Annotated in this window: 9 protein-coding genes; 8 read left to right on the top strand and 1 reads right to left on the bottom strand. The window is 52.4% G+C overall.

Annotation, left to right across the window (positions count from 1 at the left end):
• Positions 1-463: 463 nt before the first annotated feature.
• Positions 464-724: a helix-turn-helix domain-containing protein gene (locus HMPREF3192_RS00345; RefSeq protein WP_066304347.1), complete on the bottom strand. Its 261-nt coding sequence runs from the start codon at positions 722-724 to the stop codon at positions 464-466.
• A 419-nt stretch (positions 725-1,143) separates the two neighbouring features.
• On the opposite strand from HMPREF3192_RS00345, the gene polA reads away from it, so the two are divergent.
• From polA to HMPREF3192_RS00305, 8 genes are all read left to right on the top strand, one after another.
• Positions 1,144-3,990, top strand: coding sequence for a DNA polymerase I (gene polA / locus HMPREF3192_RS00335; RefSeq protein ID WP_082715491.1), 2,847 nt, complete (start codon positions 1,144-1,146; stop codon positions 3,988-3,990).
• A gap of 100 nt (positions 3,991-4,090) precedes the next feature.
• Entirely contained in the window at positions 4,091-4,657 is a 567-nt protein-coding gene (gene rnhA, locus HMPREF3192_RS00330; RefSeq protein WP_082715490.1) for a ribonuclease HI, read from the top strand.
• A 344-nt stretch (positions 4,658-5,001) separates the two neighbouring features.
• On the top strand, positions 5,002-6,336 hold the full coding sequence (gene rpsA / locus HMPREF3192_RS00325; RefSeq protein WP_066304344.1) for a 30S ribosomal protein S1: 1,335 nt from the start codon (positions 5,002-5,004) through the stop codon (positions 6,334-6,336).
• Between the two features lie 481 nt (positions 6,337-6,817).
• Positions 6,818-6,988: a hypothetical protein gene (locus HMPREF3192_RS06685; protein WP_156422800.1), complete on the top strand. Its 171-nt coding sequence runs from the start codon at positions 6,818-6,820 to the stop codon at positions 6,986-6,988.
• Positions 6,989-7,496: 508 nt separating this feature from the next.
• Positions 7,497-9,125, top strand: coding sequence for an ABC transporter substrate-binding protein (locus HMPREF3192_RS00320; protein ID WP_066304343.1), 1,629 nt, complete (start codon positions 7,497-7,499; stop codon positions 9,123-9,125).
• Positions 9,126-9,299: 174 nt separating this feature from the next.
• On the top strand, positions 9,300-10,235 hold the full coding sequence (locus HMPREF3192_RS00315; RefSeq protein WP_066304337.1) for an ABC transporter permease: 936 nt from the start codon (positions 9,300-9,302) through the stop codon (positions 10,233-10,235).
• Complete coding sequence (locus HMPREF3192_RS00310) at positions 10,235-11,188, top strand: ABC transporter permease (protein ID WP_082715489.1); 954 nt, start codon at positions 10,235-10,237, stop codon at positions 11,186-11,188. The genes HMPREF3192_RS00315 and HMPREF3192_RS00310 overlap by 1 nt, the downstream gene beginning before the upstream one ends.
• Positions 11,189-11,201: 13 nt before the next feature.
• A complete protein-coding gene (locus HMPREF3192_RS00305; RefSeq protein ID WP_231723310.1) occupies positions 11,202-12,365 on the top strand; it encodes an ABC transporter ATP-binding protein in 1,164 nt (387 codons plus the stop codon).
• The last annotated feature ends 1 nt before the right edge of the window (position 12,366 follow it).

Genomic DNA, 12,366 nt, shown 5'->3' with positions numbered 1-12,366 from the left:
TAAGTACACGATATAAATCTTTGTAAGTCAAGACTGGTATTCAAACTATGTTTGGGTATAGTGAAGGTGTCGAACTCCTGTAAGCTAACTGGGTGAACCGACAAGTTTTTTGAGGGAGTCTGTTTCTTGTACCTAGTACGGGTATCCTTCGATGTTGAGGAAGCCGGAACAGGCAAGTAGGACACCCACCTTTGAGAGGTGGGTTCATAAATGCAAGCAGGAGTTCGGCGTGATTTTTGTGCGCTTGCATGCACGTTACCTTTGCCAAACCCCTACTTTTATCTGCATAAATTTAGTACGACAGCGCCATTGCGATACAGCACCCTTGCGAACAAAAATTAATGAAGCCGCGTGCGCGATGTCGTGTGACGTGAAGCTGCGTAACCTTCGCGTGACCTCGCTTCGGCTGCTGTCGTTATACCTTCGTGTACTTTAGTGTTTTACGCGTATTGCTATGCCTGACTTATTTCTCGTCATCTTTTGGAACGATCTCGAGCGCACCCTCGGGCAAAGCCTGCTCCTTGGACTGAATGACAAGGCGGTAACCCAAGACGGTCAAAATCTTGGAAAGAACGCGCATCTGTGGATTGCCTACAGCCAAAACGGATGCAATGGCAGGCTGGCTTACGCCAAGTGCCTTTGCGAGCTCGGACTGGGTGGTGCCTTTTTCCGAGATGATGGAACGAAGTGCATCGGAAATAAGAGTTTGTTTCTGTTTAGCCATTCAAATGCCTTTCTATCTCTAAACTAGCGGCTTGTCGCCAATCAGCTTGCTGACTTAGAACACATAAGCTGTAGACGCCCTAGACCATAGCTCATTGTTGAGCTATGGTCTATATCCAGCTTTCCTATAAGAAAATTTAGCTTTCCTATAAGATTTTGTAACAAAAAATTCAACTTCATGACGTCTTTATGAAAAAGTATAAGGTGTGCACATTGTACACAGTTCGAATACTTCTTAGTTGCGGCGCCGCTCTTGTTGCGTGCGACGGGTACAATGATGTACGAAGTGCTCGCAATGTTGTCTTGAGCGCCGCCTGTTTCAGGTTGCCACATAGGTCAAATCTTTTGTGGGTATTTAGTATAGATTATAAGCTTTATCAAGTCATTATATTATGCGAAATTTTACATAAAAGAGGTTTTATGTTCACAGAAAATTCAAGTTCATCACGCGTCAACGGTAGCGGCGAGGTTTTCACAGGGTCTGGCAGTTCTGGCAAAACATTTTCAGTCATTGATGGCAACTCGCTTATGCATCGTGCGTTTCACGCGCTTTCACAGCCCATGTTTGCACCCGATGGACGCCCCACCAATGCCATCTACGGCTTCTTCAACATGTTCTTGAAGTTTTATGAGCGTTTCAACCCCGATGGTATTATCTGCGCCTTTGATAAGGGCAAGCCTCGTGTGCGCATGGAGATGCTCCCGCAGTACAAGGCTCAGCGCCCGCCTATGGACCCCAACTTGCACGAGCAATTTCCTATGGTTAAGGCGCTGCTTGAGGCGCTGCGCGTCCCCGTTGTGGAATGCGAGGGGTGGGAAGGCGACGATATTCTCGGTACGTTGGCAACAGCTGGCGAGAAGGCCGGTCACTCGATGCTTTTGGTGACGGGCGACCGCGATATGTATCAGCTTTCCACCGAACGCGTGCGCGTTGTGTCGACTCGCAAGGGCATGAGCGATGTGGCCATCATGACGCCCGAGTCGGTCAGTGATTTGTACGGCGGCATCACGCCTGATCTGGTGGTCGATTTTTACGGCCTGAAGGGGGATAGCTCGGACAACATTCCTGGCGTGCCCGGCATTGGTCCAAAAAAAGCGGCGGCGCTCATCACGCAATACGGCAACCTTGATGAGGTGCTCGCGCATGCCGACGAGATCAAGGGCAAGATGGGCGAGAATATCCGCGCGCATGTTGACGATGCACTTTTGAGTCGCAGGGTGGCAACGATCCGTCGTGACGCACCAATTTCGCTTGACTTTGCCGATGCGATTTTTCCTGCGTTTACCTCGGCGGATGCTTTGCAGGATGTATCGGCTGCATTTTCGGCACTGGGTATGATGTCCACGCTGCAGCGCCTGTGCAATTTGGTGGGCGCAAAGCAGATGCCCGCCGTGCCGACTGCGCCCAGTATGAAGCTGGGTGAGCTGCAAAAAGGTGAGGCAGCGGTACGACTTTTGGACGATGCGCTTCGCCGGAGCCAATGGATTGCACTTTCGTACAAACAGGTCGCGCCGACAGGGCAGTTGACGCTTGCTTTCGAGAATACCAGCGCCGCTGAGCTGTGGATTGCTACCACTGATGGTGTTGGTTTGTTTGAGCACGACGCTGTAGTGGACGCCTTGTGCCGCCTGTTGCACGAGGGCAATATCGTGTGCTCGGACACCAAGCAGCTGCTGCATGATCTTGCGAACAATCAGATGCTCGAGGCGCTTGGTGTTGCCGACGTGCGCGAAATCACGTCGCTGCTTGATCCGCGGCGCATCTTTGACACTTCGGTTGCGGGCTATTTGTTGGATTCCGATCAGTCGGACTTCTCGTATGCGGCTCTGGCACAGTGCTATTTGAAGCTCACACTGCCTGGCGCTGATGACTCGGGTACGAGTGCGACCGAGAAGGGCAGCGCTGCTGCCGAGAAGGGCGCGGACACCGCGGGTGAGAAGAGCACGGACGCAGTCGACGCGGCCAATTCCGCCGCCATCGAGGTGTACATCGTACGTAATCTGCACAATCTTCTTGTCAAAAAACTGCAGGCCGACCAGCTCTGGAAGCTGTTTGTCGATATCGAAATGCCGCTGTTGCTCGTGCTGTTTATTATGGAGCAGCAGGGGGTGCACGCCGACGTGCTTAAGCTACGTCAACAGTCCTATGAGCTGGGCAAAGAGATCGATCAACTCGTGAGCGACATTCACGCCAAGGCTGGAAAAGCGTTTAACATCGCCTCGCCCGAGCAGCTGTCGCACGTGCTGTTTGACACTTGGGGGCTGCCTACGCGTGGCCTTAAGAAGACGAAGCGCGGCTTTTATTCGACCAACGCGGGCGTGCTGAGCGAGCTTGCGCAGGTGGACGAGCGTGTGGCGGAGGTGCTGGAATATCGCGAGCGCACGAAGATAAAATCGACCTATCTTGATGCGCTACCAGACCTTATTGCCGACGACGGGCGCATTCATACGAGCTTTAACCAGACGGTGGCAGCCACGGGGCGCCTGTCGAGTTCGGATCCCAATTTGCAAAACATTCCTACGCGTTCTGACTTGGGTCACCGCGTGCGCATGGCTTTTACCGTTCCTGCGGGCTGCGTGTTTCTTGCTTGCGATTACTCGCAAATCGAGCTTCGCTTGCTGGCGCATCTTTCGAATGACGAACATCTGATTGCTGCCTTTAGAAGCGGTGCTGATTTTCATGCGGCCACGGCAGCGCGCGTCTTTGGCGTTGCGCTTGACGAAGTAACGCCACAGCTCAGAAGTCGTGCCAAGGCCGTTAACTTTGGCATTGTGTACGGGCAGCAAGCCTACGGCCTGTCAACCTCGCTGGGCATTTCTCGTAAAGAGGCGCAAGCCATGATCGACCGCTACTTTGAGGCGTATCCAGGAGTGAATGCTTACCTCAAGCAACAGATTCGTCTTGCACGCGAGCAGGGCTATGTGACCACGATGTATGGTCGTCGCCGCTATGCCGCCGATATCAATTCGAGTAATTTCCAGAAGCGTTCCTTTGCCGAGCGCACCGCGATGAACCACCCCATGCAGGGCAGTGCGGCCGACATCATCAAAATCGCAATGATTCGCGTGCAGCAGGCCTTGACGCAGCATCATCTGCGCTCGAAGCTCATCCTGCAAATCCACGACGAGTTGGATCTTGAAGTGCCACAAGACGAGCTTGACGAGGTATCTGAGCTAGTAAAGACCACCATGCAACAGGCTTGCGAGCTGCGCGTGCCGCTCATCGCCGACATTTCGTACGGCCCGACCTGGGCGCAAGCAAAGTAAGCGTCGCGGGCGCAGGCGTAGGCACCGCTGGCACGTACACACAGCCGGCACGCACGTACAAGAAGGCACACACGAGCCTCGAGGACACGACAGGAACGTTATGGCAAGTTTTGATGATTTTTCACATACCGAGAAGATCGGCGGCCCTGCAGGTGAGCATGCCGTCTCTGCCCCAGCTGATGCTACAAAACCGCAGGTACGTATCTACACAGACGGCTCTTCTCGAGGAAATCCAGGTCCTGGTGGGTATGGTGCGGTTTTGCAATACACCGCTGCCGACGGGCAGCTGCATACGCGCGAGTTGAGTGCGGGCTATCAAAAGACGACCAACAATCGCATGGAATTGCTTGCCGTTATTGTGGCGCTCGAAACGCTTAAAAAGCCTTGCGTTGTTGAGCTTCACAGCGATTCTCAGTACGTGGTTAATGCCTTTAAGCAGCACTGGATTTATGGTTGGATCAAACGCGGCTGGCAAACCTCTGCCAAGCAGCCCGTCAAAAATGTTGATCTGTGGCAGCGTCTGTTGCGCCTTACCCAAAAGCATGATGTCTCGTGGGTTTGGGTTAAGGGTCATGCGGGCCATGTTTACAACGAGCGTTGCGATGAGCTTGCAACGCAAGCCGCCGATACCAACGCCGTCCTTATCGACACGGGCTTTGAAGGCTGATGGTCGTGCTGCGCGGTCTTCTCGCCAGCGCCATAAGGTCTTGCGTCACTCCGCTCGCACGCACTTCTCGTCCGTGACACCGCCCACAACACCACTTTTGTGTGTTTTATATGCAAAGTTTGAAGATTGCAAAAAATACATGATTTTTCTTTAACAAAGCACGTAAATGGCTTGAAATGACCCCCACAAAATGTGTATTCTTTCAAGCGTATGTCAAGACGACATGCATCCGTATCTGTTGGCCCCCGAACATGTAATTTTCCGTAGTTGGTATCACAAGTTTGCTCCACACTGCAGGCGATGACCATGGCAATCGGGGCCCCGCTTTTGAAAGGGGTCCACCTTTGAGTGAGATTCAGAATTCGTCCATCTTTTCTCTCGACGATATTTCTGACGAGGAGATGAACAGCCTCATCGACGGTACTATTACCGATTTTGACGAAAACGATCTGGTAACTGGTACTATCGTTAAGATTGAGCATGATGAGGTTTTGCTGGACATCGGCTTTAAGTCTGAAGGCGTTATTCCTGTGCGTGAGCTGTCTATTCGCAAGGATGCCGATCCTTCCGAGCTTGTCAGCTTGGGTGACACGATTGAGGCTTTGGTCCTCCAAAAAGAGGACAAGGACGGTCGCCTCATTCTTTCGAAGAAACGCGCTGAGTACGAGCGTGCATGGAACGCTATTGAAGAGAAGTTCAACGCATCCGAGAATGTCGAGGGTGAAGTCATTGAGGTTGTCAAGGGCGGCTTGATTCTTGACATTGGCCTGCGCGGCTTCCTTCCTGCATCGCTCGTTGATCTTCGTCGTGTCAAAGATCTGAGCGCTTACATGGGTACGCGCATCGAGGCCCGTGTCATCGAGATGGATCGTAACCGCAACAACGTCGTACTTTCGCGTCGTGTTGTTCTTGAAGAAGCTCGCAAGGCCGAGCGCTCCGAGATCCTTACTCAGTTGCAGCCTGGCATGCGCCTGAAGGGCAACGTTTCTTCCATCGTTGACTTTGGTGCCTTTGTTGACCTGGGCGGTATCGACGGTCTTATCCACATCTCTGAGCTTTCGTGGAACCACGTCAATCACCCCAACGAGGTCGTCAAGGTTGGTCAGGAAGTCGAGGTCCAGGTCTTGGACGTCGACCTCAAGCGCGAGCGCATTTCTTTGGGCCTCAAGCAGACCACCGAGGATCCTTGGCACGTCCTGGTGAAGAAGTATCCTGTGGGCGCCATTATCGAGGGTGCCGTTACCAAGCTCGTGAGCTTTGGTGTCTTTGTTGACCTGGGCGAGGGTATTGAAGGTCTGGTTCACATCTCCGAGATGGCCAAGCAGCACGTTGACGCTCCTGCACAGGTGTGCAAGGTGGGCGACGTCGTACAGGTTAAGGTCATGGAGATCGATCTCGACCGCCGCCGCATTTCTTTGTCCATGAAGGCTGCTGCCGAGACTTTGGGCATCGACATTGCCGTTGAGCCTCTTGAGGGCGATAAGGCCTCCGACAAGGCTGATGCTGACGTTGCCGCTGCCGAGAAGATCGACGAGGCTGCCGACACCACTGAGGCCGCCGCAACCGACGCCGCTGCCGAGAAGACCGACGAGGCTGCAGCTCCTGCGGCTGAGGCTACCGAGGTTGAGTCCACTGCTGACGCTGAGCCCGCCACCGATGCCGAGAAGACTGAGGCATAAAAGCGTCTGAAGCACCCTGACGCGCTGGGTCGTGTCTGACGTTGTAACATTGCTTACGTAAGAACCCGTCTGCTATCAGGCGGGTTCTTTTCGAATTCTGAAAGAGCTTGCTGTGACTAGAAATTCAGACGAGCGCGTACCGTGGGGGCATGAGTAACACCTATAGATACATATGGTATGCCACGCGGGTGCTTATGGTAGCGATTGTTCTATTTTTGGGAGTCCATATATTCCAGTGGATGGGCGCTTCCGCCTCAACCTCGTATTAAATTATTTGAACCTCTTTTATCGTAATGCTCGTACTTTTTATACTCGTTGAAATGCCTCGCTTGGATTCACAAAAAAGCACCTTTTAGGGAACTAGCGTAAGAAAGTTCATACAAGCTCATAGAAGAGCCACGCGCAAAGGTTCATAGAGGAAGACGCAACTCTGCCCGCAACCTATAGGGTGATTCCTACGAAGCCTATTACAAAGAATCCCATGAACATCAGTGCCGTGGTCGATGGTGTTCGCAAAGAAACAAAGACCGAGAAGATCATCAAGGCTTCCGAAGACGGCCGATGCGGTCACAGTGGCATAGGCTGCTTCGCTTGGTCTTCTCGGCATGGGAGCTCTGTTGAGCGCTTATGCGGTAGGCAAAAAAGGGGATAGCAGCCAGCTCCGCCATCAAGTTTGATAGTTGCTTTAATCGATTTTAATTGGTGTATCGCAAGGACCTGCTTCTTCTGGCGGGTCCTTTTTTGTGGAACGGGTTCCTTCCTTTTACGCAGATTTCAGCTACGTTCTATCTTAAATTCTCCAAAGTACTGTGCATCATTTCAGATAGGAATGAAGATCGTTTTTGATGTGCTTTGTCGCTGTGCATAACAGTGTGTGACAAGATGTGAAGGAATTTTGTGCGCGCCCATGCGGTTATCGCCGTGAGCGATATCTGCTTATCGGATGCAAAAAAATACAATGAATTTGGGCTTATAATGTAACATTCATATTTCTTGATGCGTAAAAATACTTGTTTTATACACCCGCATGCTTCATAGTCCTTGTAACAAACGTGAGCCCAAAAGCCACTCGCTGCGCCTAACCGCATGTTACGGCGCGACAGGCAAGCAAGTGCTCAAAGGTTCACGCGGCTCTATGTTCCAACCGAAGGGGTGTTCGCATGTTCAAGAAGTCTTTTAGTCGTCGTGACTTTTTTAAAGTCGCCGCTGCGACAGCCGCCACGGCCACCGCAGTCAACACCGTTGGATGCGCAGGCGGCGGATCCAACAATGCTGCTAAGAAAAAAATTCTGAAGTTTGGTCAAGCTAATGCAAAGCTTGGTCTGGACATGCAAAAATCCACGTCTTCAGGAAGTTCTTCCATCGCTGACTCCGTCTGCGAGTCCTTGCTCCGCTGGACAGAAGAGAACAAGCTTGTTCCCGTTCTTCTCACCAAGGTGCCAACCTTCGAGTCTGATGGCGTCACGCTCAAGTGCGAGCTCAAGCCTAACGTCAAATTCCATGACGGTTCTAAGCTTACGGCAAAGGATGTCAAGTACACCTTCGAGCGTATGTTTACCCCCAAGACTGGTGCAAAGTCTACCTATATGTATGACATCATCAAGGGTGCTCCCGAGATGCTCGCTGGCAAGGCTACTGAGCTTGAGGGTCTAACCATTCAGGACGATACGCACTTCACCTTCACCCTTTCCTCTCCGATGGTTGCCTTTGTCAGCAACTTGGGCATTAGCTACGGCCACATCTTCCCCAAGGACGCGTGCGAGAAGGCCGCCGAGAAGTGGGGCACGGGTACCAACCTCATTGGTACGGGTAAGTACAAAGTGAAATCGAACGACGACACCACCGAGGTCGTGCTCGAGAAGTTCGCCGATTATCACGACGGCACACCTGCTCTTGACGAGGTTCACTACGTCTTTTACGATGACCTCAATACCAAGATGCTCGCTTTCAAGAATGGCGACATCGATATGTGCGAGCTCGATGCCACGCAGTATGCGCAGTACTCGAAGGATCCCGAGGTCAAGGACCTTATCAAGAACTTCAGCCAGCTCGGTGTTCAGTTCATCAACCTCAATCTTAAGGACGGCTTCGGCCTGACCGATAAGCGCGTCCGCCAGGCACTCTCGTTGGCCATCAACCGCCAAGAACTTATCGACACCCTCCTGTCGGGTAACGCCACCATTGCTTCGGGCTGGTTGGCCCCTCAAACGCCTGGTTACGATAAGAGCGCTCCCGCCTTTGAGTACAATCCCGAGAAGGCCAAGGCGCTGTTGAAGGAAGCGGGCGTTTCGAATCTGAAGCTTTCCGCCAAGGTTCGTAGTGGCATCAACGAGAAGCAGCTCATTGCTGTTCAGTCCTACTGGAAGACCATTGGCGTTACCCTGGACATCCAAAAGCAGGATGCGGGCGTTTGGGCCTCCGACTGGGCTGCTGGAAACCTCCAGGTCACCGCTTTGGGTTGGTTCCCCCTGTATGCCGATGGTGACAACCACCTGTATTCCTACTTCTACAGCAGGAGTGCTACAAAGAAGTCTTCGTTCTACAACAACCCCGAGTTCGACAAGCTCGTCAGTGAGGCGCGCGTCAATCTTGACGAGAAGAAGCGCGCTGAGCTCTACAAGCAAGCCGATAACCTGTTGACTCGTGAGGACTACGCAACGCTTCCTCTGTACTGGCCTAAGGGTTCGTTTGTAGCCAAGGACTATGTCTTGAATGTCAAGGTCGGCAACCTTATTTACCACACGATCGATATTGATATCGATACGACGAAGGACGACTACAAGGGATAGTTCTTAAAAGACCGCGTAGAGCAGTTCTCGCGTCACAACTTTTACCTCATGCAATACCGTACGAAGGTATCGCCGTCCCCATGCGGCGCCTTCGTACGTCTTGCTATATCTCGAGGCTTCGAAGCGTAACTCGAATATTGTGAAACCTGTTTTTGGAAGGATAGGAGGGGACAGGTGAGGAGTTTTCTTACAAAACGAGTGCTCCAGGCCATTGGCGTTATTTTTTGCATTTCGCTCATTACCTTTTTGGCACTCAACATTGTTCCGGGAGACCCCGTGCGCATTATGATGGGCGATATGGCCGACGAGCAGACGGTCGCGCAAGTGCGCCATATGATGGGACTGGACCGGCCGATTCCAGAGCAGTATACCCGCTGGTTTACGGCCATGATTCAGGGAGATTTTGGCGTTTCATATGCGCAAAAGAAGCCTGTCGTCGTCCTTCTCGGCCGGGCCATTGCAGTGACGGGAACGCTTGCTGGTGGCGCTTATATTTTTGCGCTTATCTGCGGCATAACCGTAGGTGTGCTTGCGGCTGTTTTTCACGGCTCGTTGATCGACCGCGGGCTCATGTCGCTTTCCATTTTGGGCATTTCGGCGCCATCGTTTTGGTTGGCTATTATCTTACAAATTATTTTTGCCCTGACGCTGAAGTGGTTCCCGTTGTCGGGCATTAAAACTCCCGTGAGCTACGTGCTTCCCATCATCGCGCTGGGTGTGCAATATGCGGCCAGCATTGCGCGTGTGACGCGTACCGCCATGATGGATGTGTTGAATCAGGACTTCATGCGCACCGCGCACGCTAAGGGCCTCGATCCTCGCGTGATTATTTTGGGACACGGCCTGCGCAACGCCTTGATTCCCATCATTACCATTGCGGGTACGCAGCTCGGCAACATCCTGACGGGTTCGCTGCTCGTCGAGACGGTGTTTTCGATCCCTGGCATGGGCAAACTGCTGCTTGATGCCATTCAGGCTCGCGACCTTCCGCTGATCGAGGGCGGTGTCATGTACATCGCATTTATATGCGTAATTATGTATGTCTTGGTTGACGTGCTCTATGCCATGGTCGACCCACGCATTCGACTCGGAGGGGAGGCGTCATCGTAATGGCTTTGTTATCGACAGATAAGCACAGCAAAAAAGTGCAGGCCGCTACGGCTGCGGCGCAAAACGCTTCTGAGCAGTTGTTTGACGAGAAGATCAACAAAAAGAAGCGTGCCGAAAGCTATTGGGCTGTGAGCTGGAACATTTTTAAGAAGAATAAATTGGGCATGTTTTGCTTGGCGGTTGTTGTATTGCTGGTGGTAATTGCGCTGTTTGCACCACTGTTGGCGCCGCACAATCCCGATGAGCAGTCGTTGACTAACATGTTGCAAAACCCGTCTGCGCAGAATTTTTTGGGCACCGACGAGTATGGTCGTGATATTTTGTCGCGTATCATTTTTGGCTGCCGCGTCTCGCTGTCGGTCGGCATTGTTTCTCAGCTTCTTGCACTGTTCATCGGCTTTTTTGCAGGTGTGTTTGCGGGCTATTTTGGTGGCTGGGTAGATGCAACCATCTCGTTTATTATCCAAGTCTTCTCGTCATTTCCATTTTTGCTCTTCGCCATCGTCGTGATGTTTGTGATGGGACCAGGTTTGACTAACCTGTATATTGCGCTGGGACTATTGATGTGGACGACCACGGCGCGTTTGATACGTGGTGATGTGATGCGCCTCAAAAATTCTGAGTACATTCAGTCCTGTATTTTGTCAGGTGGCAAAAGTTGGCGCATCATCATGAAGCACCTGCTTCCTAACTGTATTTCGACGCTCATTATTGTGTCGACCCTAGGCATTCCCAACGCCATTTTGTCGGAGGCATCGCTGTCGTTTTTAGGACTTGGTGTGCAACCGCCGATGGCAAGTTGGGGACAGATGATTGCGGCTTCTCAGCCGTACATTCAGACCAACATGAACTATTCCATTGTGCCTGGTGTGATGGCAATCATTACCGTTATGGTCTTTAACCTGTTGGGTGATGCGCTGCGCGATGCGCTCGATCCCAAGATGCGTTCGTAGGGGAGGGGAATTCATGCAACAACAAACAATGCAGCGCGAGCAAATGCAGCGCGAGCAGACGGCGCACGGCCCGCAGTCCGCGGCGCCCAACGCGCGGCATCACGCCACAACCTCCGAGGTTGTCGCACAAAAATATAAGGACATCGCGGGCGAGCTGGTCGACGAAAGCTTGAAGCGCGGACAACAACGTGAAGTTTTGCTGCGCGTCAAGGACTTAAGCGTCACGCTCTTCACCGAAGAAGGGGCGCTACCTGCCATTACCGACCTCTCATTTATTATGCGCAAAGGCGAAACCTTGGCCGTGGTTGGTGAGTCTGGTTGCGGTAAGTCCATGACGGCCTTATCGGTCATGGGCCTTTTGCCCACGCCTCCCGCGAAAGTTACCAACGGTTCCATTGAGCTTTCGGGCGTTGATATGGTCAAGCTCAACGACGAGGAAATGCGCCAGTATCGTGGCAACAAATTGGGCATGATTTTTCAGGAGCCCATGACCTCGCTTAACCCCGTCATGACAGTGGGCAAACAGATCCGCGAGGGTATCTTGGTTCACAATCCCAAGATGAGCAAAAAAGAGGCTGATGCCCGCGCGCTCAAAATGATCAAACTTGTGGGCATTCCCGCTCCCGAGAAGGTCTTCAAGAGTTATCCGCACGAACTTTCGGGTGGCATGCGTCAGCGCATCATGATTGCCATTGCTCTTGCTTGCCAGCCAGAACTGTTGATCTGCGATGAGCCCACCACGGCACTTGACGTCACTATTCAAGCACAGATTCTGCAGCTCATTGACTGTATGCGAGAAGAGCTTGGCACTGCCGTTATGCTTATTACGCATGATATGGGCGTCGTGTCCGAAATGGCCGACTGGGTGTTGGTCATGTACGCTGGTCACAAGGTGGAATATACGGTTGCCCCCGAGCTGTTTAACAACCCCTTGCATCCGTATTCCAAGGGCCTTATCGACTCGATTCCTTCCTTGGACTCATCGGTTGATGCCCTGTATGCCATTCCGGGAAGCGTCCCCATGCTTTTCGAGATGCCGAGTGGTTGCCCCTTCCATCCGCGTTGCCCACTTGCCAAAACGATTTGTTCGAAGCACGCGCCCGAGTTTGCACCCGTCGATGGTGATAAGAACCACCGTGTTGCGTGCTGGATGTATACCGAAGCGTGGGGTGAGTAAC

Origin of the sequence: Atopobium deltae (genome assembly GCF_001552785.1) — a bacterium.
In the GTDB taxonomy this organism is placed as follows: Bacteria; Actinomycetota; Coriobacteriia; order Coriobacteriales; family Atopobiaceae; genus Atopobium; species Atopobium deltae.
This window is presented reverse-complemented; position numbering and strand designations above follow the sequence as displayed.

Coding starts and splice junctions, on each gene's coding strand:
- HMPREF3192_RS06685 (WP_156422800.1), top strand. CDS start 6,818: ATGAACATCAGTGCCGTGGTCGATGGTGTTCGCAAAGAAACAAAGACC.
- polA (WP_082715491.1), top strand. CDS start 1,144: ATGTTCACAGAAAATTCAAGTTCATCACGCGTCAACGGTAGCGGCGAG.
- HMPREF3192_RS00320 (WP_066304343.1), top strand. CDS start 7,497: ATGTTCAAGAAGTCTTTTAGTCGTCGTGACTTTTTTAAAGTCGCCGCT.
- HMPREF3192_RS00345 (WP_066304347.1), bottom strand. CDS start 724: ATGGCTAAACAGAAACAAACTCTTATTTCCGATGCACTTCGTTCCATC.
- HMPREF3192_RS00310 (WP_082715489.1), top strand. CDS start 10,235: ATGGCTTTGTTATCGACAGATAAGCACAGCAAAAAAGTGCAGGCCGCT.
- rnhA (WP_082715490.1), top strand. CDS start 4,091: ATGGCAAGTTTTGATGATTTTTCACATACCGAGAAGATCGGCGGCCCT.
- HMPREF3192_RS00305 (WP_231723310.1), top strand. CDS start 11,202: ATGCAACAACAAACAATGCAGCGCGAGCAAATGCAGCGCGAGCAGACG.